This is a genomic window from Streptomyces sp. NPDC029159, from assembly GCF_055564055.1.
Window position 1 is genome coordinate 137,778 of sequence record NZ_JBVHWT010000011.1, and the last position, 24,683, is coordinate 162,460.

At 72.8% G+C, this 24,683-nt stretch carries 23 protein-coding genes; 9 read left to right on the top strand and 14 right to left on the bottom strand.

Annotated elements, in window-relative coordinates:
• Nucleotides 1–638 precede the first annotated feature (638 nt).
• The gene (locus ACZ4U4_RS21815) at nt 639–1,784 is read left to right on the top strand and encodes an alpha/beta hydrolase family protein (protein WP_467876806.1); all 1,146 of its coding nucleotides are present in this window, start codon (nt 639–641) and stop codon (nt 1,782–1,784) included.
• Between the two features lie 155 nt (nt 1,785–1,939).
• Here the strand turns inward: ACZ4U4_RS21815 and ACZ4U4_RS21820 are convergent, their stop codons facing one another.
• From ACZ4U4_RS21820 to mshA, 3 genes are all read right to left on the bottom strand, one after another.
• Nucleotides 1,940–2,410 (bottom strand): GNAT family N-acetyltransferase, encoded by a 471-nt coding sequence (locus ACZ4U4_RS21820; RefSeq protein WP_467876809.1) that lies wholly within the window; start codon nt 2,408–2,410, stop codon nt 1,940–1,942.
• A 148-nt stretch (nt 2,411–2,558) separates the two neighbouring features.
• The gene (locus tag ACZ4U4_RS21825) at nt 2,559–3,119 is read right to left on the bottom strand and encodes a type III secretion system chaperone family protein (protein WP_467876812.1); all 561 of its coding nucleotides are present in this window, start codon (nt 3,117–3,119) and stop codon (nt 2,559–2,561) included.
• The gene (gene mshA, locus ACZ4U4_RS21830; RefSeq protein ID WP_467876814.1) at nt 3,112–4,524 is read right to left on the bottom strand and encodes a D-inositol-3-phosphate glycosyltransferase; all 1,413 of its coding nucleotides are present in this window, start codon (nt 4,522–4,524) and stop codon (nt 3,112–3,114) included. The genes ACZ4U4_RS21825 and mshA overlap by 8 nt, the downstream gene beginning before the upstream one ends.
• Nucleotides 4,525–4,719: 195 nt before the next feature.
• Between mshA and ACZ4U4_RS21835 the strand changes: the two genes are divergently transcribed.
• Nucleotides 4,720–5,538: a class I SAM-dependent methyltransferase gene (locus ACZ4U4_RS21835; RefSeq protein ID WP_467876816.1), complete on the top strand. Its 819-nt coding sequence runs from the start codon at nt 4,720–4,722 to the stop codon at nt 5,536–5,538.
• 183 nt (nt 5,539–5,721) lie between these two features.
• Here the strand turns inward: ACZ4U4_RS21835 and ACZ4U4_RS21840 are convergent, their stop codons facing one another.
• Nucleotides 5,722–6,591, bottom strand: coding sequence for a helix-turn-helix domain-containing protein (locus tag ACZ4U4_RS21840; protein WP_467876818.1), 870 nt, complete (start codon nt 6,589–6,591; stop codon nt 5,722–5,724).
• 180 nt (nt 6,592–6,771) lie between these two features.
• Between ACZ4U4_RS21840 and ACZ4U4_RS21845 the strand changes: the two genes are divergently transcribed.
• Nucleotides 6,772–7,779, top strand: a complete 1,008-nt coding sequence (locus tag ACZ4U4_RS21845) for an aldo/keto reductase (RefSeq protein WP_467876820.1) — start codon at nt 6,772–6,774, stop codon at nt 7,777–7,779.
• Between the two features lie 255 nt (nt 7,780–8,034).
• A complete protein-coding gene (locus ACZ4U4_RS21850) occupies nt 8,035–8,622 on the top strand; it encodes an RICIN domain-containing protein (protein WP_467876822.1) in 588 nt (195 codons plus the stop codon).
• 149 nt (nt 8,623–8,771) lie between these two features.
• Here ACZ4U4_RS21850 and ACZ4U4_RS21855 read toward each other — a convergent pair whose 3' ends face one another.
• From ACZ4U4_RS21855 to ACZ4U4_RS21875, 5 genes are all read right to left on the bottom strand, one after another.
• Nucleotides 8,772–9,236 (bottom strand): NUDIX hydrolase, encoded by a 465-nt coding sequence (locus ACZ4U4_RS21855; protein ID WP_467877001.1) that lies wholly within the window; start codon nt 9,234–9,236, stop codon nt 8,772–8,774.
• A gap of 54 nt (nt 9,237–9,290) precedes the next feature.
• On the bottom strand, nt 9,291–10,508 hold the full coding sequence (locus ACZ4U4_RS21860; RefSeq protein WP_467876824.1) for a CHAD domain-containing protein: 1,218 nt from the start codon (nt 10,506–10,508) through the stop codon (nt 9,291–9,293).
• Nucleotides 10,492–12,786 (bottom strand): RNA degradosome polyphosphate kinase, encoded by a 2,295-nt coding sequence (locus ACZ4U4_RS21865; RefSeq protein WP_467876826.1) that lies wholly within the window; start codon nt 12,784–12,786, stop codon nt 10,492–10,494. Before ACZ4U4_RS21865 ends, ACZ4U4_RS21860 begins: the two co-directional genes overlap by 17 nt.
• Before the next feature lie 325 nt (nt 12,787–13,111).
• Nucleotides 13,112–14,128 (bottom strand): ABC transporter permease, encoded by a 1,017-nt coding sequence (locus ACZ4U4_RS21870; protein ID WP_467876828.1) that lies wholly within the window; start codon nt 14,126–14,128, stop codon nt 13,112–13,114.
• Nucleotides 14,125–15,237 (bottom strand): ATP-binding cassette domain-containing protein, encoded by a 1,113-nt coding sequence (locus ACZ4U4_RS21875; RefSeq protein ID WP_467876830.1) that lies wholly within the window; start codon nt 15,235–15,237, stop codon nt 14,125–14,127. Before ACZ4U4_RS21875 ends, ACZ4U4_RS21870 begins: the two co-directional genes overlap by 4 nt.
• Nucleotides 15,238–15,335: 98 nt before the next feature.
• On the opposite strand from ACZ4U4_RS21875, the gene ACZ4U4_RS21880 reads away from it, so the two are divergent.
• A complete protein-coding gene (locus ACZ4U4_RS21880) occupies nt 15,336–15,956 on the top strand; it encodes a GNAT family N-acetyltransferase (protein ID WP_467876832.1) in 621 nt (206 codons plus the stop codon).
• Between the two features lie 147 nt (nt 15,957–16,103).
• A complete protein-coding gene (locus tag ACZ4U4_RS21885) occupies nt 16,104–16,439 on the top strand; it encodes a hypothetical protein (RefSeq protein WP_467876834.1) in 336 nt (111 codons plus the stop codon).
• Between the two features lie 73 nt (nt 16,440–16,512).
• Here ACZ4U4_RS21885 and ACZ4U4_RS21890 read toward each other — a convergent pair whose 3' ends face one another.
• Complete coding sequence (locus tag ACZ4U4_RS21890) at nt 16,513–17,271, bottom strand: hypothetical protein (RefSeq protein ID WP_467876836.1); 759 nt, start codon at nt 17,269–17,271, stop codon at nt 16,513–16,515.
• A gap of 183 nt (nt 17,272–17,454) precedes the next feature.
• On the opposite strand from ACZ4U4_RS21890, the gene ACZ4U4_RS21895 reads away from it, so the two are divergent.
• The 3 genes from ACZ4U4_RS21895 to ACZ4U4_RS21905 all read left to right on the top strand — a co-directional run bounded on the left by ACZ4U4_RS21895 (nt 17,455) and on the right by ACZ4U4_RS21905 (nt 20,838).
• Nucleotides 17,455–18,279 (top strand): helix-turn-helix domain-containing protein, encoded by an 825-nt coding sequence (locus ACZ4U4_RS21895; protein WP_467876838.1) that lies wholly within the window; start codon nt 17,455–17,457, stop codon nt 18,277–18,279.
• On the top strand, nt 18,276–18,563 hold the full coding sequence (locus ACZ4U4_RS21900) for a DUF397 domain-containing protein (protein ID WP_467876840.1): 288 nt from the start codon (nt 18,276–18,278) through the stop codon (nt 18,561–18,563). The genes ACZ4U4_RS21895 and ACZ4U4_RS21900 overlap by 4 nt, the downstream gene beginning before the upstream one ends.
• A 142-nt stretch (nt 18,564–18,705) precedes the next feature.
• Nucleotides 18,706–20,838: a tetratricopeptide repeat protein gene (locus tag ACZ4U4_RS21905; RefSeq protein WP_467876842.1), complete on the top strand. Its 2,133-nt coding sequence runs from the start codon at nt 18,706–18,708 to the stop codon at nt 20,836–20,838.
• Here ACZ4U4_RS21905 and ACZ4U4_RS21910 read toward each other — a convergent pair whose 3' ends face one another.
• From ACZ4U4_RS21910 to mshD, 4 genes are all read right to left on the bottom strand, one after another.
• Nucleotides 20,839–21,978, bottom strand: coding sequence for a hypothetical protein (locus ACZ4U4_RS21910; protein WP_467876844.1), 1,140 nt, complete (start codon nt 21,976–21,978; stop codon nt 20,839–20,841).
• Between the two features lie 265 nt (nt 21,979–22,243).
• Entirely contained in the window at nt 22,244–22,480 is a 237-nt protein-coding gene (locus tag ACZ4U4_RS21915) for a hypothetical protein (protein ID WP_467876846.1), read from the bottom strand.
• A 380-nt stretch (nt 22,481–22,860) separates the two neighbouring features.
• On the bottom strand, nt 22,861–23,109 hold the full coding sequence (locus ACZ4U4_RS21920) for a hypothetical protein (RefSeq protein ID WP_467876848.1): 249 nt from the start codon (nt 23,107–23,109) through the stop codon (nt 22,861–22,863).
• Between the two features lie 354 nt (nt 23,110–23,463).
• Nucleotides 23,464–24,390, bottom strand: coding sequence for a mycothiol synthase (gene mshD, locus ACZ4U4_RS21925; RefSeq protein ID WP_467877003.1), 927 nt, complete (start codon nt 24,388–24,390; stop codon nt 23,464–23,466).
• Nucleotides 24,391–24,683: the final 293 nt, after the last annotated feature.

Consider the following 24,683-nt stretch of genomic DNA (forward strand, 5'->3'; position numbering starts at 1 on the left):
GCGTTCGGGTCCGCAGACGTGCTGTCGGGGTGGCCGCGCCCCCGATACGGGTGTCAGCCCCCTCGCGCCCGGCCCGGCGGGTCCACGATGCTGAACACGGGTCCGCGGCGGCGCTGCGGTCACCCGGTGGAGTGCGTACGGAGGACGGGGGTGCGGCGCCCGTCGCCGGGCCGGGGCTCGCGCGCGACGCGGCGAGGTGCGGCACGGGCGCCGGGAACACCCTTCGGGGAACGCCGTACACCGAGGCGGAGGGAGACGGACGGATGGACGCGACGGAGCAACGGGTGATCCGGCGGGCGGCGACGGTGGCCGCCGCGGTCATGACGGCCAGTCTGATCGTGGGGGTGACCGTCGGAACCGGCGGACCGGGCGGACCGGGCGACCACCGCGGGCCCAACCGGCCGGTGACCACGGTGCATTCGACGGGCTCGATGAACCCCGTGGGGGCAACCGGGACGGCCGGCCGCGACGCGTCACCGGCAGGCGCCCGGGCGCGCACACCGGATAGCGAGTCCTTACCCCTCCTCACGGGGGACGACGGTCCGGCGGGCGGGCGGAAGCCGGAGGCCCCCGGGGGCGCGGTGCGGGCGGCCGCCCTCCGGGGCACGCGGCCGGCTGCCGCGCCCGGTCCGGTGCGGATGCGGCTGCCCGCGCCGACCGGCGCCCACCCGGTGGGCATCACCACGTTCCCGATCACGGACCGGCGGCGGCCCGACCCCTGGGTGGCCGGGCGGTCCCGGGAGCTGATGATCAGCGTCCGCTATCCGGCGCGCGCCGACGCGCGGCTCTTCCCGCGGGCGCCGCAGATGCTCCCGGGCGAGGCGGCCGGGTTCGACGAGAGGAACACCTTCACGCCGCGCGTCCCCGCGGGCGAGGTCGACTGGGCGGCCACCGCGACCCACGCCCACGAGGGCGCCCCGCCCGCCCCGCACCACGGGCGGCTGCCGGTGCTGCTGTACTCCCCCGGCGCCTTCGACCCGCGGACCCTCGGCAGCACCCTCTGCGACGAACTGGCCTCCCGCGGCTATGTGGTGGTGAGCGTCGACCACACCTACGAGGCGCCGGCCGTGGAGTTCCCCGGCGGCCGGGTGGTGCGCAGCGTCCTGCCTGCGGAGATGGCCCGCGCACAGCAGGAGCACCGGATGCCGGAGCTGCTGCGGAAGGTCTCGGACGTCCGCGCCGACGATCTCCGGTCCGTACTGGACGCGTTGGGGCGCCCCGGCTCCGCGAACGCCCTGCCGGACGGGGTGCGCGGCGCGCTGGATCTCGGTGCGGTGGGGGCGTTCGGGCAGTCCGCGGGCGGGTTCACCGCGGCCCTGGCCCTGCATGACGATCCGCGGGTGAAGGCCGCGGTGAACATGGACGGGGTCATGGGATACACCCAAGAGGATGACGATCCGAGGAATCCGTCCCGCGTGGGAACGGACGGCGTGCACCGCCCGTTGCTGCTCTTGGGAATGGACGGAGACAACCGTCACACCGTCGCCTCGTGGGGCGCCACCTGGGCACACAGCTCGGGCCCGCTGCGGGGGTTCATGCTGAAGGGGAGCCGGCATGCGAGTTATACGGACGGGCAGTCGCTGATCCCGCAGATCGCGCGGGCACTGAAGCTGCCGCAGGACGACGTCACGGCGCTGATCGGCACGGTCCCGCCCCGGCGCGCGGTGGCCGCGGAGAAGGCGTACGTCTCGGCCTTCTTCGACCGGTGGCTGCGCGGACGCGATGACGGCGGACTGCTGGACGGGAATTCGGGGCGGTATCCGGAGATGCAGTTCGTGCCGTAGGGGGCTTGCGGCGTACCGGGGGTGGCAGGGCGGGAGCTGCCGGTCCGCCACCCAGCGGGTGGGCCCGGAGCGGAACAGACGAGGCCGTGCTCGGCATCGCCCGCCTGCCCCACCACGCATGGGCCGGTTGAGCAGTTCTGGCGGCGTCGGCGTACTCAGCTCAGCGTCAAGTGCACCAGGTCGATCTCCTCGCCACGGGCCGGTGCGAAGCACCGGTTCTTCCCGGTGACGAGGAACCCGCACTTCTCCAGCACGCGGAGGGAGCCGGCATTGTCGGCTACGGCTTCGGCGTGCAACGGCCGCGCGGGCTCCAGCTTGATCAGTTCGGCAAGGGCCTCGGTGGCAATACCCCGGCCCCAATGGGTTCGCCCGATGACGTACGTGACCTCACGCTCCGACGGCGGGCCGAAGACAGCGGCGTGCCCTGCTACAGCGCCGTCGGCGAGAACGGTTCGCAAGATCACGGACGGGTCCGAGCGAACCTTGGCCCAGTGCTGGTCGAAGTGGCCGCGATCGTAGTGATACTTCCTGGTCACAGCCGCCATCTGCTGCAACTCGGGATCCGTCAGCTGCTGCCAGAAGATCGGCAGGTCGCTGTCCGCAAGCTCGCGCAGGGTTATAGCCATATGCACAGTCCCACTCCCCAGAAGACCGGTACCCGGATAGCCGGGTCAGGGTAGGCCCGGCTTGCCCTTACGGGACAACCTTTGGTCGGGCGGGGGCCTGGCGTCGGCAGGGAGGAGTGGGGGTGGGCGGCGGGAGGGGCCCCCGGCCTCACCCCTCGCCCGCTCCCGGCTCCCCCGCCCCCCGCGTCAGATTTCCGAACGCCTCCAGGTTCCGGGTCGACTCGCCCCGGGCGACGCGCCAGGCGTACTCCTTGCGGATCGCCGTGGCGAAGCCCATTTCCAGCAGGGTGTTGAAGCTGCCGTCGGCGTTCTCCAGGACGGTGCCGAGGATGCGGTCCAGCTCCTCCTCGGTGACGGCGGTGAGCGGGAACTTCCCGACGAGGTAGATGTCGCCGAGCTGGTCGATCGCGTAACTCATGCCGTAGAGCCGGGTGTTGCGCTCCAGGAGCCAGCGGTGGACGGCCTCGTGGTTCTCGTCGGGGCGCCGGACGACGAAGGCGTTGACGGAGAGGGAGTGGCGGCCGACGACGAGGGAGCAGGTGGTGGAGAGTTTGCGGGTGCCGGGCAGGGTGACGACGTAGCGGCCGGGGGCGGGGGACTCCCACTCCAGTCCGGCGTCGCCGAGCGTCCGCTCGATCACCGCGGCGGCGGTCGCTCCGGCGCCCCGGTCCGTCCGCCCGTCCTTCACGTCAGCCACCTCGTCAGCCATGGGGTGATCGTAGGTGACGGCGCCTTTCCTGCAGTGCGGCGGCGTAGACGTCGCCGGTGGCGGCGGCTGCGGTGTCCCAGCCGAAGGACTGGGCGTGCCGGGCGGCCGCGGCGCCCATCCGGGCGGGCAGCGCCGGGTCGGTGACGAAGCGGTCGAGGGCGCGGGCGTAGTCGGCCGGGTCGTGGCCGGGGACGAGGTGGCCGGTGACGCCGTCGCGGACGGCCACCGGCAGCCCGCCGACCTCGGCGGCGATCACCGGGGTGCCGCACGCCTGCGCCTCGATGGCGACGAGCCCGAAGGATTCGCTGTACGAGGGCATGACCAGCACGGATGCGGCGCGGTACCAGTCGGCGAGCTGCTGCTGGCCGACCGGCGGGCGGAAGCGGACGACGTCGGTGATGCCGAGCAGCGCGGCGAGTTTCTGGAGCTCCTCGGGCTTGGCCAGGCCGCTGCCGCTGGGGCCGCCGACCACCGGGACGAGGAGCCGGGAGCGCAGCTCCGGGCGCTGTTCGAGGAGGACGGCGACGGCGCGCAGCAGCACATCGGGGGCCTTGAGGGGCTGTATCCGCCCGGCGAAGAGGGGTATCAGCGCGTCCTGCGGCAGGCCGAGGCGGTCGCGGGCGGCGGCGCGTCCGGCGGCGACGGAGGCGTCCGCGCCGGTGCCGGTCAGGGTGACGGGGGTGGCGCCGGGGCCGAGGGGGCGGAAGCGGTCGAGGTTGACGCCGGGGTGGACGACGGCGACCCGGGCGGGGTCGGCGTCGTAGTGGCGGACCAGCTCGTCGCCCTCCTCGGCGGTGTTGGCGATGAGGCGGTCGGCGGCGCGGACGATCTGGGTCTCGCCGATGACGCGGGCGGCGGGCTCGGGGGTGTCGCCCTCGGCGAGCGAGGCGTTCTTGACCTTGGCCATGGTGTGCATGGCGTGGACGAGGGGGACGCCCCAGCGTTCGGCGGCGAGCCAGCCGACGTGGCCGGAGAGCCAGTAGTGGGCGTGGACGAGGTCGTAGTAGCCGGGGCGGTGGCCGGCCCATGCCTGCATCACGCCGTGGGTGAAGGCGCAGAGCTGGGCGGGCAGCTCCTCCTTGGCGAGCCCTTCGTACGGTCCGGCGTCGACGTGGCGGACGAGGACGCCGGGGGCCAGCTCCACGGCGGGCGGGAGGGTGGCGGTGGTGGCGCGGGTGAAGATCTCCACCTCGATGTTGATCGCGGCGAGCTTCCGGGCCAGTTCGACGATGTAGACGTTCATGCCGCCGGCGTCGCCGGTGCCGGGCTGGTGGAGCGGGGAGGTGTGGACGCTGAGCATCGCCACCCGGCGCGGGCGGCGGGCGGCTCCGGGGAGCCGCAGCCGGGACGGGCCCGGGTGCTGGCCGAGGGGACGGCTGCGGAGCCGGGACACATATGGGCTCACTGCGAGCTACCTCTCTCCTGTGACGGGCTGCGCGCCTCCGACCTGGTGTAACAACGCGGACCTGGCATCCATTTCCCCCGGACCGCCCGAGTTCCCACCGTTATCCAACCGTAACCGTACGAGGCGGGGTGCCGACTGGACGTGACGATCACGCCGCCGGACGGGCTTCCGGCGGCGGCCGCTTAGGCTCGTCGTATGCCCCGCCGCTCCGCCGTTCCCGCCGCCGCCCGTCCCGTCGGGAACGCCACCCGGGGTACGACCAATCCGAACCGGCTGCGCCGGATGGACCGCTGGATCGCCGCCGAGCACGGGGCGGCGCTGCGGCGCAGCCGGGATCCGGTCGCCGTCGATCTCGGGTACGGGGCGGCGCCCTGGACGGCGCTGGAGCTGCTGACGCGGTTGCGGACGGCCCGGCCGGACGCGCGGGTGGTCGGGGTGGAGATCGATCCGGAGCGGGTGGCGGCGGCCCGGCCGTTCGAGCGGCCCGGGCTGGAGTTCCGGCACGGCGGGTTCGAGGTGCCGCTGCCCGGTGCCCCGGGGCGGGCGCCGGCGCTGATCCGGGCGGCGAATGTGCTGCGGCAGTACGACGAGGACGAGGTCGCGGCGGTCTGGCGGCGGCTCTGTGCGCGGCTGGCGCCGGACGGGCTGCTGGTCGAGGGCACCTGTGACGAGATCGGGCGCCGCCATGTGTGGGTGGCGCTGGGGCCCGAGGGGCCGCGCACGGTGACCTTCGCGGCCCGGCTCGCTTCTCTGGACACCCCGTCCGACCTGGCCGAACGGCTGCCGAAGGCGTTGATTCACCGCAATGTGCCGGGCGAGCCGGTGCACGCCTTCCTCCGCGACTTCGACCGTGCCTGGGCGGCGGCGGCCCCGCTCGGCGCGCTCGGTGCCCGGCAGCGCTGGCTGGCCGCCACCCGCGCCCTGGCCGCCGACTGGCCGCTGACCGGCGACCCGCGCCGCCGCCGTCAGGGCGAGGTCACGGTGGCGTGGGAGGCGGTGGCGCCCCGGGGGTGAGGCCCGGCGGGCGTTCACCGCGTCCCGGCGGGGCGTTCACCGCGTACGGGCGGGCCGCTCCCGGTGGGAGGCCGACGGGGCGGCCGGGGCGGGCCCACGGTGCGACCAGGTACGACGGCGCCGCCAAGCCAGACGCCCGACGCGGCCGCACGGCCCGACTCCGGCCCGGCCCCGGCCGGTGCCTCACGCCGCCGGAACCCGCTCCCCCGCCACCCGCCGGGCCAGCTCCCGCAGCCGGGTTTCCGTCAGGGAGCCTTCCTGAGCGCTGTAGGTGACGAGGGCCTGTTCGTCGTCCTCGGCGGCGAGGAGGAGGCTTTCGAAGGTGAGGTCCATGGCGCCGACCCAGGGGTGGACGATGCGCTTCACGCCGTAGCGGCATTCGCTGACCGCCTGGGCCTCCCACGCCGTACGGAACTCCGGGCTGCGGTCGAGGAGTTCGCCGACCACCGCGGCGATCCGGGGGTCGCCGGGCCACCGGCCGCTCTCGGCGCGCAGGACGCCGACGACCTGCTCGGCGACGCGTTCCCACTCGGGGTGGAGGGCGCGGGCCGCCGGATCGAGGAACACCAGCAGTGCGGAGTTGCGACGGTCGGGGGCGACGGCGTCGAGGTCGAAGGCGATCCGGCCGCCCAGCGCGTTCCAGGCGAGGAGGTCCAGCCCCCGGCCGACGACCATCGCCGGGACCGCGCCGTCCATCGCGTGCAGCAGCTGCCGCACCTCGGGCCGTACGGTCCGGCCGGGGGCGTCCGGGCCCCGGCCCGGTGTGCGGCGGCCGTGGGAGGCGAGGTTGCGCAGGTACGTCGCCTCGCCGCCGGTCAGCCGCAGCGCCCCGGCGAGGGCGTGGAGGACACCGTCGGAGATCGCGGAGGCGCGGCCCTGTTCGATGCGGGTGTAGTAGTCGACGCTGATGCCGGCGAGCTGGGCGACCTCCTCGCGGCGCAGGCCACGGACCCGGCGGCGGTGCAGCCCGCCGGGCAGCCCGAGGGCGTCCGGATCGAGCGCCGCGCGGCGGGCCTTGAGGAACGAGCTGATCTCTGCTTCGGCGGGCGGCATCCGTCCAGTATGCGGCGGGGCCCGCTCGGGTGGTTCTGCCGGACCCAGGTTGCGGCGGGTCTGGTGACGCGGGAGAGCGGCCCGCAGGCTGAGGTCACCCGCCGCCGGACCTGTAGGGAACGGCCGGGCTTTCGCCGTGGACACGGCACCCACCCGCACTCTCCGCAGGAGGAGCAGCAGATGAAGCAGAGGACGCTCGGCGGCACCGGGATCTCCGTGAGCGAGTTCGCGCTGGGCGCGATGATGCTCAACCCGATGGGCGGCACCGACCCCGACGAGGGCGTCCAGGCCGTCCAACGGGCGCTGGACGCCGGGATCAACTTCGTGGACACCGCCGACATGTATGCGGCGGGCGAGTCGGAGAAGATCGTCGGCCGGGCGCTCAAGGGCCGCCGCGACGAGGTCGTCCTGGCGACGAAGTTCTACCACCCGATGGGCGACGACCCGAACCAGCGCGGCGGCTCCCGGCGTTGGATCGTCCGCGCGGTCGAGGACAGCCTGCGGCGGCTGGACACCGACCGCATCGACCTCTACCAGATGCACCGCCCGGACCCGGCCACCGATCTGGACGAGACCCTCGGCGCGCTGTCGGATCTCGTACGGGCGGGAAAGGTGCTGGCGGTGGGGAGTTCGACGTTCCCCGCCGAGCAGATCGTCGAGGCGCAGTGGGTGGCCGAGCGGCGCGGCCACGTCCGCTTCCGTACCGAGCAGCCGCCGTACTCGATCCTGAACCGCGGGGTGGAGGCGGCGGTGCTGCCGGCCGCGCAGCGGTACGGCATGGGCGTGCTGACCTGGGGTCCGCTGGGGGCCGGCTGGCTGTCCGGGCGGGATCTGTCGGTGAGTTCGCGGGCGTCGCTGGAGACGCAGAAGTTCGATCTGTCGCTGCCGGGCAACGCCCGTAAGGCGGAGGCGGTGGCGGAGCTGAAGCAGGTCGCGGCGGAGGCGGGGTTGTCACTGCCGCATCTGGCGACGGCGTTCGTCCGCGCCCACCCCGGGGTGACGTCCGTGATCATCGGGCCGCGCACGCTCGACCAGCTGAACAGCCTGCTGGCGGGCGCGGACGTGACGCTGAGCGCGGATCTCCTGGACCGTATCGACGCCATCGTCCCGCCGGGCACCGACCTCAACCCCGCCGACAACTACTACACGGCCCCGGCGCTGGCGGATGCGTCGCTGCGACGGCGGTGACGCATCCGGAGAACGGCGGCGGGCTGCTGTGCACGGCGGGCGGCGGGCGGCTCCGGGCAGTCCTTTCGAATTCCTCCGCCGGAATTCGAAAGGACCACTCCGGAATTCGAACTCCTTTCACCCGCCCGACCCGCCGTCACGGCTCCGCCCGCGCCGGAGCGGAATTCCGCACTAGATTCGACCGGCGTCCGCATTCCGGGAATTGCCGGAGGAGAATTCCGGGCGCGCCGTGAATTCCGCACCCGGGAGAGAACGTTGACCCTGCCGCCCCGACCGCGTCCCGACCGCCCGGCCGCCGCCCGCCCGGCGCCCGGCCCCCGGGCATCCCGCCGTACCGTCCGCGCCGCCGCCCTCGGGGCGGTCGCCGTGCTGGCCGCCGCCGTGCCCGGTGTCGGCGCCGCGGCCACCCCGCCCGCGGCCACCGCACCGCTGGCCGACGGCGTCTACACCCTCGGCCAGCGCGGACAGTGGGTGACCCAGCCGGACGGGGACCCCGACGCGCACGCCACGCTGCTGCCGCCCGCGGCGCAGCCGGACGCCCAGCGGTGGGAGGTCCGCTGTGACGACGGCGGCGACTGCACGCTGAGCAATGTGCGCAGCGGCGCGTTCCTCGGCCATCGCGGCGGGCCGGGCGCCCATGTGCCGGTGCTGACGCGGACGGCGGCGACGGCCTGGCATCTCGACCCGGCGGGCGCGCCCGGCACCTACCGGCTGCTCGCCGCCAAGGACCGGAATTACGCGCTGGACCTCTCGCCGCTGCTCCTTTATCCGCCCCGGCTGGAGCTGAACACGGCGGGCGGGAACAGCAGCCAGGTGTGGGAGATCCGGCCGGCACATTCCTGAGCCGGATATAAGGAGGGGCGGGTGCGGCCGGTGTGGCCGCACCCGCCCGTTCCCGTCCGGAAGCATCCGTACGCGTACGGGCCCCGCGGCCGAGGGGCGCGACTCAGGGGCGCGCACCCCACCGCCGCGCGCCCCGCCCCGCACGCGCCTCAGCCCACCACCCCGGCCCCCCGCAACACCTCCAGCAGCGCGTCCACCAGCCCCCGGTCGCGTTCCTGGGTGACCTGGGCCCGGGCAGCCGCCGGGGGCAGCCACAGCAGTTGGTCGACCTCACGGTTGGGGAGGAAGCCGCCGCCGGTGGCCTCGGCGGCCCAGTAGCGGACCTCCTTGGGGCGGCCCTCGACGACGTAGTGGACGGTGGGCAGCGGGGGGCCGAGGACGCAGGTCATGCCGGTCTCCTCGACCGTTTCGCGGACCGCCGCCTCCTGGAAGCTCTCCCCCCGCTTCAGCTTGCCCTTGGGGTGCGACCAGTCGCCGTACTTGGGCCGCCCGACGAGCGCGATCTCCAGCCCGTCACCGGACGCGGCCGGGCGCCACAGGACGCAGCCCGCGGCCCGGATCGGGCGCGCCCCCGGTTCGGCGGGACCGGGCACCTTCTCGCTCGCCGTCGTCATCTCGTCGTTCCTCCTGCCGGTCACGGGCCTCCTCGGGACGTCGGGCGCGGGCGGTCAGCTCCAGCGGCTCTCGGGCGTGGGCCCGGGCAGCCACAGGCGGCTGAAGGCATGGCGGGCCGCGGCCACCTCGTGGCGCTGGTCGGCGTGGAGGACGCCGAGCGCGTACGCGGTGGCCGGGGCGATGCGGGGCGTACGGGCGGCGGCGGCCGCGGCGGACGCGGCCTCGGCGGCGTCGCGGTGGCGGCCCAGCGCCCGTCCGGCCTCCGCCAGCCGCGGGTCGGCGCGGCCCGGTGCGACGACCTCCTGGGCGTAGCGGCTGAGCCGGACCAGCGTGCGCACCTGGTGCCAGGGGGTGTCCTGGCGGTGCTCGGCGGAGAGCGCGTCGGACGGGTAGGCGTGTCCGGCGCGGGCCGGCGGCAGTGCGGCGACGGCCTCGGCGAGGCGGCGGTGGGCGTGCTCGGCGAGCGGCTGGAGCGCCCCGGCGGCCGACGCCGTCCCGGCCGCACGGGCCGGCGGTGCCTCGGACGCCAGGACCGCGACCGCGTCGGCGAGCGCGTGGAAGCGGGCGGAGCCCAGCGCTTGGAGGGCGGCGGAGTGGGCGCGGCTGCGGGCCAGGGTGAGCTGCCGGTCGAGGAGGGCGGCGGCGCGCGCGGCGCCCGCCGACAGCAGCCCGTCGCCGTCCGGCTCGCCGACCGCGTCGGCCGTCTCCGTACCGGCGTCGGGGCGGCCGCGCGCCGGGGCGGCGCCGCGCCCGGCGGCCGTGCGGTCCCCGCGTCCGGTGGTGCGTCCGGCGGGCTGGGGCCGGTCGGTGCGGCCGGTGAGGCGCTGGAGGGCGGCCATCAGGCGGTCGCGGCGGTCGGCGAGGGCGTGTTCGCGGGCGAGGGCGCCGGTCAACCAGCCCAGTTCGGTGCGGAGTTGGTCGGCCCACACCTCCTCGGTCAGTGGCCGGAAGGTGTGCAGGGTGGCACTGATCCGGCGGGCGGCGCGCCGTAGTTGCCGGGCGGCTTCCTCGGCGCCGTCGGCGTCCGAACCGCTCTCGCGGTGCCGGCGCAGGCTGCGCAGGAAGTCCGCGGACCGGTCGTGGAGGTACGCGGCGAGGGCCTGCCCGGCGGTGGCGCCGTCGGCCGGCGCGCCCTCGGGTGAGCCTCCGTACGGGCCGGGCCCGTCCACCACCGCGGCCCGTGTGCCGCTTCCCGGTCCGGGCTCGGGTCCGATGCCGATGCCGATGAGACCGCCCGGCCCCCCGGCCGGAAGGTCAGGTCGCTGGGCCACGCCGGCGCCTCCGCGCGTCAATGAGCATTTCCTGTACGTTGCGCAACGGCGTGCCGTCCGCGTCGACCGCGTTCCGGGTCCAGTCGCCGTCGGGGCCGAGATGCCAGGACGAGGTGGTGTCCGAAGTCCCGGTCTCCAGCAGTCTGTTGAGGGCGGCGCGGTGCGCGGGGTCGGTGACCCGCACCAGCGCCTCGATCCGCCGGTCGAGGTTACGGTGCATCATATCGGCGCTGCCCAGCCACACTTCGGGCTCGCCGCCGTTGCCGAAGGCGAAGACCCGGGAGTGCTCCAGGAAGCGGCCGAGGACGCTGCGGACCCGGATGTTCTCGCTCAGCCCGGGCACCCCGGGGCGCAGCGCGCAGATGCCGCGGACCCATATGTCGACGGGCACCCCGCCCCGGGAGGCGCGGTAGAGCGCGTCGATGACCGCCTCGTCGACGATGGAGTTGACCTTGAGGCGGATGTAGGCGGGGCGTCCGGCGCGGTGGTGGGTGATCTCCTCGGCGATCCGCTGGAGCAGTCCCTCGCGCAGTGAGCGGGGGGCGACCAGCAGGCGGCGGTAGGTGCCGCGCCGGGAGTAGCCGCTGAGCCGGTTGAAGAGGTCGGAGAGGTCCGCGCCGACCTGCGGGTCGGCGGTGAGCAGGCCGAGGTCCTCGTAGAGCCGGGCGGTCTTGGGGTGGTAGTTGCCGGTGCCGACGTGGGCGTAGCGGCGGAGCGTTTCGCCCTCCTGGCGGACGACGAGCGACAGCTTGCAGTGCGTCTTGAGGCCGACGAGCCCGTAGACGACGTGGCAGCCGGCCTCCTCCAGCTTCCGGGCCCATTTGATGTTGGCCTGCTCGTCGAAGCGGGCCTTGATCTCGACGAGGACGAGGACCTGTTTGCCGGATTCGGCGGCGTCGATCAGCGCGTCCACGATCGGCGAGTCGCCCGAGGTGCGGTAGAGCGTCTGCTTGATCGCCAGCACGTCCGGGTCGGCCGCCGCCTGCTCCAGGAACGCCTGGACGGAGGTGGAGAACGAGTCGTACGGGTGGTGCAGCAGCACATCGCGGGCGCGGACGGCGGCGAAGATGTCGGGCGCGGACGCCGACTCGACCTCGGCGAGGTCACGGTGGGTGCCGGCGACGAACTTGGGGTACTTCAGCTCGGGCCGGTCCAGTGCGCCGATGCCGAAGAGGCCGGTGAGGTCGAGGGGGCCGGGCAGCGGGTAGACCTCGGCCTCGGAGATCTTCAGTTCCTGGACGAGCAGGTCGAGGACGGACGGGTCGATGGACTCCTCGACCTCCAGCCGCACCGGCGGCCCGAAGCGGCGCCGCATCAGCTCCTTCTCCAGCGCCTGGAGGAGGTTCTCCGCGTCGTCCTCCTCCACCTCCAGGTCCTCGTTGCGGGTGACCCGGAACATGTGGTGGGCGCGGACCTCCATCCCCGGGAACAGCTCCTCCAGGTGGGCCGCGATCACGTCCTCCAGCGGGACGTACCGCTGCGGGGAGGCTTCCAGGAAGCGGGAGAGCAGCGGCGGGACCTTGACCCGCGCGAAGTGGTCGTGGCCGCTGACCGGGTTCCGTACGACGACGGCGAGGTTGAGCGAGAGGCCGGAGATGTACGGGAAGGGGTGTGCGGGGTCGACGGCGAGCGGGGTGAGGACGGGGAAGATCTGCTGGCGGAAGAGGGTGAACAGGCGGGCCTGTTCCTTCTCGGTCAGCTCGGGCCAGCGGATGAGGTGGATGCCCGCGTCGGCGAGGGCGGGGGCGACGTCCTGCTGGTGGCAGGCGGCGTGCCGGGCCATGAGCTCGCGCGAGCGGGTCCAGATGAGGTCGAGGACCTCGCGGGGCTGGAGCCCGGAGGCGGAGCGGGTGGCGACGCCGGTGGCGATGCGGCGCTTGAGCCCGGCGACGCGGACCATGAAGAACTCGTCGAGGTTGGACGCGAAGATCGCCAGGAAGTTGGCGCGCTCCAGCAGCGGGGTGGCCGGGTCCTCGGCCAGCTCCAGCACCCGTTGGTTGAACGCCAGCCAGCTGCGCTCCCGGTCGAGGAAGCGCCCCTCGGGCAGCTCCTCGCCGCCCGCCCCCGGGATGGCGGTCTCCTCGTAGGCGTCCGGGTCGGAGTCCAGGTCGGGCGCCAGCTCCGGGACGGACGGGGCGACCGCGTTCGGGCGGTGCGCCGCGATGGAACCGACCGACGGCTGGACCGCGGGGCTCCGGTCCGGCGACGCCACGGCGGGCCGGGGCGGAGCCGGCCGCCCGGTCTCGGTGGGGACCTGAGCGCTCGGCTGCTGGTTCATGTCCCCATTCTTCCGCGCCACGTGCGTTCCGGGCGCGTCGGACGGGTACGCGGCTGAGAGCCGTGGTGGGGGAACGTTCGGCACAGCGGGCTGCATTCACCGATGCTCGCAAGCGCGTCTGAACCACCGGTAACGCGAACGTGGCGACCAGGCAAGCGGGGCGCTACCGGGCGACGACGGAGCGTGTCACACGGGAACGTCCGGAGCCCGCAGGGACGGCGGAATCCGGCCCGTGCGCGGGGAGCACGGGGGCCCGGAACGCGCCGACGGCGCCCGTTCCCCCTCCCGGGTGGAACGGACGCCGTAGCGCCGCGGGCAGTGCGGCTCAGCCGAACCGGCGCCGCACGATCCGGTAGATCACGGCCGTCACCACCGCCGCGAGGGCGAGGGCGATGCCCGACGCGATCCAGGCGAGCGGCCAGTGGTGGGAGGCCGGGTGGTGGACGATGTACGAACCGCCGTCGACGTGGTGGGAGAGCAGGCACTTGTCCACGCCGGGCCCGGCGGAGCAGGTGCCGCGGGGCAGGCGTTCGCCGCTGGCGGTGAGGCTGCCCTCCCACAGGACCCAGGCGGTGTCCGACACGTGGCCACCGTGCGGGAAGTCGGTGGTCACGGGCGGCAGCAGGTACGCCGTGACGTTCGTGAACACCAAGGTCGAGGCGGCGGCGGCACCGAGGGTGACGAGCATCGACGCGACGGTCCGCTGCATCAGCAGCCCGACCAGCGTGCCGATCACGAGCATCAGCAGACTCTGGGCGACGGGCACCGGACCCAGCGCCATGAACCCGGAGTCGGAGTACCAGTACGCACCCAGCGTCTCCTGGCCGCCGGAGCGCCACATCCACAGATAGCCCGCGGCGAGCCCGGCGGTGGTGACGGTCACCAGCACGGCGGGCAGCGCCAGCTTCGCGGTCAGCCAGCGCAGCGGACCGACGGACTGGGTCAGCGCGACCTTGTGGGTGCCGCTCTCCAGCTCCCGGGCGAGCAGCGGCGCACCGACGAACAGGCCGACCAGCGCGGGCAGCAGGAACAGCAGCATCTGCGCGAGGCGGAAGGTCCTGCCGTACGCCGTCCGGAACTCCGCCACCGCCTCCTGGAGGCCCTCGCAGCGCGGGTTGGTGGAGATCAGCGCGCAGCCCGAGATGTCGTGCTGGGCGAGGTACCCGGACATCAGGCCGCCCTGCACCGCCATCCCGATGCCGCCGGCCACCAGCAGGGCGAGGAGGCCGAGCACCATGCCCCGGTTCTGCCGCCACACCAGCCACAGCAGACCGCCCCACCGGCCCGTCCCGGCGGTGCGTCCCGCCGCCCCCGCCGTCCGGGGTTCCGTCGCCGTGCTCATACCGTCACTCCTTCGTTGCCGTGCAGTTCCCACCCGTGGACGAGGCGCGCCGCGCCGCCCTGCCGCCGTCCGCGCGGGACACCGGACAGCAGCGGCCCTCCGGCCGTCCGGGGCGCCACGCCGCCCCGGGGCGCGCCCCCGTTGCGCGGCAGCCCCGGTACGCCCGGCCGCTGCCAGAGCCGCGGGCCCACCGGCATGCCGCCGGACGCGGGCGCCGCGGGCGCTCCGGGCGAGCGGAGGTGGCCGAGCAGCAGCTCCTCCAGCGACGGTTCGGCGACCTCCCACGGCCCGTCGAGCGCGCCCCGCCGCCGGACCAGCGCGGTGTAGCGCCGCCCCGACCACTGCGCGTCGACGACCTGCTGCGCGGCGAGCCCGGCGGGCAGCGCCCCGGGCCGTTCGGCGGTGCCCAGCAGCAGCGCGTGCCCCGCGATCACGTCGTCGACCTCGCCCGCCAGCCGGACCCCGCCGCCACTCAGCAGCAGCAGGTGGTCGCAGATCCCGTCCAGCTCGGCGAGGGCGTACGAGGAGAGCACGATCGTGGTGCCGTACACCGCCGCCTGCTCCATCAGCTGGGCGGCGACCTCGTGCCGGGTCAGCGGGTCGAGTCCGGCGAACGGCTCGTCCAGCAGCAGCAGTTCGGGCCCCTGTGCGAGCGCCAGCGCCAGCGCGAAGCGGGCGTACCGCTCCGCCGACAGCTCCCCGACCCGCGCCTGGAGCGGCACCCGCCCCGCCGCCAGCACCCGCTCGGCGCGCGCCGCCTGCCAGGGCCCGTCGTGCCGGGCGCGGACGTGCCGCAGCGCCTCGGAGACGGTGTGCCAGGGCCGGGTGACCCGCTCGCGGCCCAGGTACGCGACCCGGCCGCGGCCGTCCGCCGTCCTGGGGTCGGCGCCGAAGACACGGACGGTGCCCGCGGTGGGGCGGAGGTCTCCGGCGGCCAGGGCGAGGAGGGTGCCGGTGCCCGCGCCGGGCGGTCCGGCCAGCGCGCAGATCCGTCCGGCGGGCAGCCGGAACGTGCAGTCCCGCAGCTCACCGTGGTGCCGGTGGCGTCTGCCGAGGCCGATCGCCTCCATCGCCGTCCCGCTCGAAGCGCCGCCGAGGGGACCACTCACCGCCCGTCGCACCCGCACACCTCATTCCACTAATTAAGTAGTGGAAGAGTGAGGGAAAGGGGCTGCGCCTGTCAACCTGAACCCTCTACGCTCCCCCGATGCCGACCCCTCCCGCGCACCCGCCGCTCCCCTTCACCCCGCCGAACCCGCTGCGCACCGCCCGCCTCGACCTCCGCCCGGTCACCGACGACGACTTCGCCGCCATCCACGCCTACCAGCGCCTCCCCGAGGTCTGCCGCTACCTCTACTGGGGCCCGCTCGACGAGGCCGCCTCCCGCGACTCCGTCACCAAGAAGACCGCCCGCACCGCGCTGCACACCGAAGGCGACGTCCTCCAACTCGCCGTCGTCGTCCGCGAATCCGGCACGCTCGTCGGCGACGTCACCTTCGTCTGGACGAGCGCCGCCCATCGCCAGGCGAGCATCGGCTACGTCTTCCACCCCGCCCACCACGGCCACGGCTACGCCACCGAGGCGAGCCGCGCCCTCCTCGCCCTCGGTTTCGACCACCTCGGACTCCACCGCATCCAGGCCGAGTTGGACGCCCGCAACACCGCCTCCGCCGCCCTCCTCGAACGCCTCGGCATGCGCCGCGAGGCCCACCTCGTCGAAAACGAATTCCTCGACGGGGAGTGGACCGACGAGGTCGTCTACGCGATGCTCGCCCGCGAATGGGAGGCGCTACGGGCGACGGACCCGGAGGCCGCGCCTCGCGTCTGAGCGGGACCCGGCCGGGACAACCCGGCCGGGGCAGGGCCCGGGGTCCGCGCGCACCCTCCCGCCGACGATCACGGCACGGCCCGGCCCGACCTCTGGAAACCCTCAAGCAACTTGTCACCCGCCAAGCACACCCACCACGATTACCCCATGGCACCTCTTGCAGGACTGAGCGGAAAGAAGCACGACGTCGTACCGGTCATCCGGGACGCGGACGTGATCGCGGCGGCCCTGCGCCAGGCCCTGGCCGAGGCCCCGCCCGAGGAACGCCCGGGTCTGGAACGCGCCGCCGCACTCGTGGAGTCCACCGCCGCGGCCACCGAGGCCCAGCTGCGCGCCCGCTGGGTCCGCTCCCGGCTGGCCGCCGTCGGCTTCACCGGAGCCATCGACTCCGTCGCGGCGGTCAAGGCCCTGCGCCAGGCTGAACCGAAGCTGAGCCTGCTGGCGGCGACCCAACTACAGAGGGATGCCGTGCAGCATCCGTAGTGACCTGGCGGGGCGTGATCCCGCGGCGGCACTCATCGGCCGACCAGCCCATCGGCCGCCGCCTGAGCGGGCGTTACGCGGCGGCCGGGCCGAATGTAGCGGTCCGGCTGGGCGTGGCGGCCGGGTCAGGTGCGGCAGCCCGGCCGGGCGCGGCAGCCGGGCCGTGGGCTTCCGCCTCCCCGCCCGGCGCCCCGAGGCCCGCCACCCCGCCGATCTCCGCGGCCAGATCCACCACCGTGCACCGCCGCAACTCCACCACCAGCTGCGACGCCAGGAACCACGCCGCGTGCGGATGCCCGTACGGCAGGAACCCGTCCTCCGACGCGGCGGCCAGCCGTCCCCCGCTCGGCGCGTGGAACCCGCCGTACACCCCGCGCACCCGCGCCTTCCGCACCCTTACGGCGACCGGATCGCCTAGATGCGGACAGTGCCGCACCGCGACCGCCGCACACCCCACACAGACCGGCGGCTTCATCCCGTACGCCCCCTCCGGCCACCCCGGCGCCCGCCCCTCCTGACGCGGCAGCAGGAACAACGCCCCGCGCCCGGTCCGCCCCGCCGGCCCCCCGCACACCTGGCACAAACCCGCCAGCAACGCCCGCCGCTGCCGCACCGGATGCACCACCCGGAACCGCGGCCGTCCCTCCCCCGGCGCCTCCCCGACCCGGCTCCACAACACCCCGTGCGCGTCCCGGTCCCCCGCCGCCTCGTCCCGGTACGCCAGCCCCGCCCCGTCCGCCCGCACACTCAGCGAACGCACGGCCACCCGTTCCCCACTCCAGGCGGTGATGTACGGAACGGGCACCTTGCCGTCTCCTTCGGAATGCAGCATTGCCGTCGGCCTCCTTGCCACGAGGTTCGAATCCCACTCCCGGGTGAAGTCGGCCCGGGATGTGCTCAGTTGGTCACCTGGGAAACGCACCGGGCAATACGATGGCGCCACTTAAACGGCAACGCTGAAAGCGCTGACCTGCCGTAACGCCGACCGGAACCACCAGAAGCAGAGGTCGCGGCATTGGAAGAGACAACACCGTCGGAGCGTTTGAATCCCCTCCAACGCTTCGGACTCGACGTGAGACGCGTCCGCTCGGGCCGCCGCCTCACCCAGAAACAGCTGGGCACGGCCACCGGCTACTCCCACGCGTACGTGAGCATGGTGGAAGCCGGAAAGGTCATGGCCAGCATGAAGTTCGCCAAGGGCTGCGACCTGGCCTTCGGCACCAACGGCCTCTTCGAGGGGATGCTGACGCGGATCGACGAGGGAGATCATCCGTCGTGGTTCGTGCCGTATCTGAACCTGGAGAGCCAGGCGTCGAAGATCCTGACGTACGAGACCGATCTCGTTGCGGGCATCCTCCAGACAGAGGAATACGCGCAGGCCGTCTTCCGCGTATCCAATCCACAGGCAACGGAAGAGGGCATCGCGGACAAGGTCGCAGCGCGACTCAGACGGCGCGAGGCCCTGGAGCGGGACAATCCTCCGTACCTCTGGGTCATCCTGCACGAGACCTGCCTGCGCACCATTGTCGGCAGTCCCGAGATCATGGCCGATCAGCTCCAATATCTGCTGTCGCTGACCGCTTCACCGAAGTTCAGGCTCCAGGTGATGCCGTTCTCGGCAGGCATCCACGCCACTTCCACGATGCCCTTCATCCTGCTGCGCTTCCAGGGCTCCCCCACGGTGCTCTACACGGAAACCCGGGTAGGAGGACGGATGCACGATTCCGCACAAACGGTCGAGGCAGCCCTCGATGATTATGATCTGCTCAGGGCACATGCGTTGTCCCCAGACCACTCCGTGACCTTGATCAAGACGTTGCTGAAGGAGTACCGAGCATGAGCCCCAACACCGATCTCACCGCCGCTAAGTGGGCCAAGTCCTCGCACAGCGACGCCAACGGCGGCGACTGCGTCGAGTTCTCCCGCACCTTCACCTGGGTCAAGTCGTCGTACAGCGGTGGCAACGGCGGGGCCTGCCTCGAATTCGCGCCCGCCGCGCAGGCACACGGCATCGTCCCCGTCCGCGACAGCAAGAACCCCGACGGACCCGCACTCACCTTCCCCGCCGGGCACTGGACGGCATTCGTCAAGGCCCTGAAGGGCGGGGAGTTCGGGGCCATCTGAGGGTCGACTTCCACTGACTCCCGGTGCTGCGTACCGGGAGTCGACCCCGTCGGGCAAGGCTTCAGCGGAGTCCGCGGCCCGTCACGCACTGGTTGGCTAGTGTGAATTCACCGAGTTGAGGTCGGCGGGAGGGGTGGGCTCCATGAGCAGCGACAACAACGGGTGGGCCGAGGGACAAGGCCGGGTATTCCAAGCCTCCGGCGATCAGCACATCACCGAACAGCACTATTACGGCCCCAACTGGTCGGGACCGGATTCGGTACGCCGCCCTGCGGTCGGCCGCGCACCAGTTGTCCTGCGTGACCGTTCCGGAGAGATGAGCCGCCTGCGCGCCGCTGTCGAACCCGGCGTAGGCAACTGCGTCTACGTCCTCCACGGCCTTGGCGGCTGCGGCAAGACCGCTGTCGCGTACGCACTGTTCCAGGAAGCCACCGGCCAGGCCGGTCGCATCGGCCTGTGGGTCAACGCCTCCGACTCCGCTTCCTTACGGGCCGGAATGCTTGCGGTCGCAGCTGACCGCGGTGCCTCCGACGGTGAATTGATGGGCGCGCGCAGCGGATTACGCCCCGCGGCCGATCTGGTCTGGCACTACCTGGACCACTCCGATCAGCCCTGGCTCCTGGTTCTCGACAACGCTGACGATCCGACCGTCCTCCGCGACGGCGGCTGGCTCCGTACCAGCCCCACCGGCACGGTCGTCGTCACCACCCGGCAGGCGGCGACCCACTGGTGGCCCGGCGCCGAACTCCTTCAATTCGGTGTCCTCCCCCGTGAAGAGGCCGCTCTCGTACTCCACGATCTGGCGCCCCATGCGGGATCGGTGGAGGACGCAGCAGAGATCGCCGATCGCCTTGGCCGCCTTCCCCTGGCACTTACTCTGGCCGGTGGATTCCTCGCCCATCAGGTCATCACTCCTTGGACCCTCACCGACTACGGCCACCAACTCGACGGCGGTTCCGGTCTGGACCCCATCGAACTCATCGACCAAGGCGCCGTCGCCGTCGGCGGTGAATCCCGCCACCTGCTCAGCCGCACCTGGCAACTCTCCCTCGACGCCCTCACCGCCCAAGGGCTCCCCGAAGCCGGCTGGCTCCTGCGCCTCCTCGCGTGCTGGGCCAACGACCCGCTGCCTCTGTCGATCCTCTCCGGAGCGGAACTTGGCCCGGAACTCCCAGGCTCTCGCGTCGAAACAGCACTCCGGGGGCTCCTCGACCATTCCCTCAGCGAGGTTGTCTCCCGTGACGTTCGGTGCCTTCGCACCCATGGCGTCCTCCTCGACAGCGTCGCCCGCACCACCCCCGTCGACCAACGAGAGCAACTTGCGGCCACAGCTGCCCAGCTACTCCTCGCCGCGCTGCCGGAGGTCCCCGACCGCGGAGCGCAAGAGCCGCACGTGAACCTCCTCGCGCCGCATGTGATCGCCCTCCTACGGAGAGCCGTGAACTGGGACGTCAGCCAACCGACGCTGGAAGCCGCAGCAGAGTGCGCCCGTAGGATCGCCACTGCCGTCCACCGATCCGGCGACTTTGCCTCAGCGCTAGCTCTGAGCAGCGAGGCTGCGGAGATCGCTTCTCCGCTGCTCGGGAAAGAGAACGTTGCGGTCATCCGGCTGCGCCAACGCGTAGGACGTGCTCTTTTCCGCCTTGGACGGTTCGAGGATTCCGAGGTTTTGCACCGAGAGGTGCTGGAAATCTGCGAGAGGACGCTGGGAGCAGAGGCGCCGGATACTTTGGAGACGTGCTTGAAGCTGTCCGCGCCACTCGTGAACCTTAATCGCGAAGCGGATGCCCTCTCATTTATTCGACGAGCAGCCGAGGGCCGCATTCGACTCTTCGGAGCCGAGCACCCTCTTTCCATGCTCGCGCGGACTTCCCTTCTGGGACAGTCCACGAATCCAGAAGACATTTCGGCAGAGTCAGCGCTGGTAACGGAGTGCCATCGCCAGTTCGGGGAGAGTCACCCCATCACGCTTCGCGTAGAACTCGACTTCGCGTACGCTCTCCGTCGCGCGGGAAACCCGGCGGAGGCCCTCCCTCACAGTCGCACGGCTTTCGCAGGGCACATGCAACGCTTTGGACCCGAATACCCCATCACGCTGAACGCGCGATCCACGTTGAGCGCAGTCCTGGCCGCACTTGGGCAACATGCTGAGGCAATCGAGCACGCAGAGGCGCTCGTGGAAGGACGGACCCGAGCACTTGGGCCCGAACACCCCTGGACACTTCGCGCTCAGCAACTCTTGGATCAAAACCGACGCGCACAGAGCGGAATGTGACTATGCGCCCGAGATGTTCGGGGCGATGGTCTCTTCCAGCGAGTTCACGACATGGCAGGCAACGGGCCGCTCCGCCTCGGGCGCCCGGAGTTCGGCGCGTACGAGGACTCCGGTAGCCGGATCGACGGTGAATCCGCAAGCGAGCGAGTCATCCGGGGCCCAAGCGCTGAAGGGGAAGGTCCGCATGGGACGGATTGTCGCCGACAGCGACGCCTGTCCAGTCGGGGTGGCTTCCTGTAGGTGGGAGACGATGCGGGCGGGGGACAGGAGTTCCGCCAGGCGGGCGGCGGCGGGGCCGGTCCGGTCGGGCGGGTAGTCGCCGGTCATGGCGAACTGCTCGGAGCCCTCGTCAGGGCGGGCGACGGTGACGTCCCACGAGCGCCGCCCGGGCGGACCGTCGAGGTCCGACGGCGACAGGTCGCGGTGCGAGTCGCACTCGACGGCGACCTGAGCCGTCAGCCGCACCGGTTCGAGGAGTGTCGCGGCCATGCGCGCCGGGACATAGCCCGGCTGGTCCTGGGCGGACGAGGGCGCGTTCAGGCGTCCGTCGCGGACGGCGCAGGGGCCGGTGGGGGGCACTGCGTCGGCACGAAGTTCGTCGAGGTGCCAGGAGATGACGCTCCCGTCGTGGGCCCGGAGTTCGGCGGAGAGCAGGAATCCGGTGGCGGTGTCGACGGCCATGCGCAGGGAGCGGGCGTCTCCGGGCAGCCAGAATCCGGCGGGGTCGGCGAACAGGCGGTGCGGCTCGATCTCCATCTCGACGCAGTCGCGACCGATGCGCCGACCGGGACGGACATCGACGACCGAACCGAACCCCCGGATCAGCCGCGCAGGGTCGAACAGCGTGGCCAGCGCCTGCTCGCCGCTCTCGTCCTCCCGCTGCTGCCTGCCGGACGTGCCGTCGATCCGGATCCGTCCCTGCGAAGGCGCAGTGCGCGGGGCAACGCGACCGGAGGCGATATCCCCGTACGGACCACCCTCACGACCGGCGGAAGGCGCACCGCCGGCACGGGTGGCGTACTCGACGACCGCGTCGCACGCGATGTCCTCGCCCAAGGTCGCCGCGAGCCTGGCCAGCGTCCACACGGCCAGATCCGCTCGGTCGACAGGCGGCTCGCCCAGCCAGTGGGCAACTGCCATGAGGTCCAGCTCTCCTCGTCGTCGGGCCCGTCCGCCGGCCACTGCGGGCGGTGGTGCCCTCGTTCGGAGTTCCGCTGCCGGGGCGTCAGAGCGGGCCCCCGGGGTTCGTCAGGTACGGGCTTGGCATTCCGGCCCCTGATGTGCGCGCCCATCAGGGGAGCCGGTTGATGCGGCGACCTCAGCGCCTGGCACCTGAGGTCATCCGTATTACGCCAACGGCGCCCGCCGAATGACGAGTCCCCGGCGCATGCGACCCGCTACACCATCAGTACAGCGCCCAAAGGGAGATACGCCCGTTGTTGTCGATGCACTTGGCGTCCTCGTAGTGCTTCTTCGCCTCGGGGATGTCCGCCTGGCACGCGGCCATGTCGGGGTACATCTCGGGGCCGCCGGCGACGTCGTGCCAGCTTGCGGCGGAGGCGGAACCAGCCGTCAGCGGAATCGCGACCGCGGCGGCGAGGACGGCGAGACCGTAGGTCATCGGCTTACGCCACGACTTCATATTTTTCTCCTCACGTAAAAGGGCCGGACCCGTGCCGGGCCGACCGCGTCAGGTGAATGCATGTCCCAGAAACCCTCGGACAGTTGTCAGTTCAACACACAGACACCACGCGCCCCAAAGCCACCAGAACCCTGTTACAAGTCCCTGACATGGCGGAACGGGCAGAGGCTGCGAAGCGGGACGTGGCGGCGGCCTCTGGATCACGCCGCGCGACGATCTCCGGATCCACCGGTGCGTCCCCGTCGATGTGATAGCCGCCGGAAGCCCGCTCCCCCGGTGCTGCACACCAGGAGAGCGGGCTTCCTCGTCACCGCCCGGCAGGACCCACGACCCGCCGCGCGATGACCGTTCCGTGGCCGGTCACCGGCCGGGAGCGTGTCTCAGCGGTAGAAGACCGCCATGATCGGGTCGCTGTCGTCGCACCACACCTCGTGGTAGCCGTTCGCCTGGGCTCCGGGCAGTTCCTTCGCCTCGCACTCCGCCTTCGAGGGGTAGCGCTCGGCGCCGGCGGGGATCCAGCCGTCGCCGGGCGGCGGTGCGGCGAAAGCGGTGGCGGCGGAGAGCGGGATGGAAACCGCCGCGGCGCCGACCGCGAGACCGATGCCGATACGGGAACGCCAGGAATTCATCTCTTCCTCCATGCAGGGCGGGATCGAATTCGACACCGCCACGGAATTGCGCACCATCCGTTGCCAAGTCCCACTCGGTACGGGGACGTTGATGGTGCGCGTTTTTCGTGGAGGAAGATGCGGACCCGGCGAGGGGAGTTCACCGCCGGACGGGGATTTCCCGGGTCTGCCCCGCCGCGGGAGCAACCGTGGTCCGTACGGGCAAGATCCGGGATAGTCCGCGTAATGCGGGGGCAAAGCGGCATGCCGGAGAGGAATGGGGGAACGGCCATTCCTCCCGCTGCATCTTCATGCCGAGAGCCCCGCGACCGGCGTGCGGTCGCGGGGCCCTCGGGGTCGGGTCGACGGCCCGGCTCAGGTCTCCGAGCGGTACATCAGGTCCGTCTCGTGCGTCACGAAGCCCAGGCGTTCGTACACGGTGACCGCAGCCGTGTTGTCGGCGTCGACGTAGAGCATCGCGGTCGGCAGGCCCTCGGCGGCGAGGTGGCGCAGGCCGATGGCGGTGAGGGCCTTGCCGAGGCCGCCGCCCTGGGCGCCGGGGCGGACGCCGACGACGTAGACCTCGCCGAGGCCCTCGTCGGCGTGGACCTTCGTCCAGTGGAAGCCGACCAGCGTGCCCTCGCGCTCGGCGAGGAAGAAGCCCTTCGGGTCGAACCAGGACTCGGCCTTGCGGTCGTCGAGGTCGCGCTGGGTCAGCGAGCCCTGCTCGGGGTGGTGGGCGAAGGCGGCGGCGTTCACCTCCAGCCAGGCGGCGTCGTCCTGGCCGGGCTGGAAGGTGCGGACCGTCACGCCGTCGGGGAGCTGCGGTTCGGGCAGGTCGAGGTGGGCCAACGGGCGGCGCATCTGGCGCAGTTCGCGGAACTTCGTCAGGCCGAGGGTCTGCGCCAGGTGGCGGGCGGCGGCGTGGCCGCCGTGGGCCCAGACGCGCAGGCGGCGGCCGGACTGGGCGAGCAGTTCGCCGCCGAGCGCCCGGCCGTGGCCGCGGCCGCGGTGCGCGGGGTGGACGACCAGTTCGGCGGCGGGCGCCTCCACCGGGTCGGTGTCCTCCAGCTGGCCGTAGGCGACCAGCACGGTGCCCGCCTCGACCTCCTCGGACGGTACGGACACCAGCAGGTGCCGCACCCCTTCCCGGGCCCCGCCGCGCAGCTGGAGCCGTCCCTGTTCGGACACGGCGGGCTGCCCGTCGGTCCGCACGGCCTGCTCGATCAGCGCGAGCACCTCGGCGGCTTCCTCGGACGTGAGCGTGTCGGCGACCCGGATCCGGCGGCCGGTGGGGCCCATCTCCTGTGCAGCGTCAGTCATGGTCTGAAGCGTACGGCCCCGAGGGGCGGGGCGGACGGACTCCGTGGCCCGACCCCTACGGGCCTCGGTCCCGTAGGGGTCGGGCCTTACGGGCGCGTACGGGCACCGGGTCTCGGGGTCACCCCGTACGGGGCCGGGCCGTCGGGGCCCCGTAAGGGACGCCGGCTCCCACGGACGCCCCGGCGCGATCGTCGGCCCCCGCCGCGATCCGGCCGATCCCCCGTCACCATCCGGCCATCTCCCGGACCTGTTGCGCTACGCGCGTTGACCGT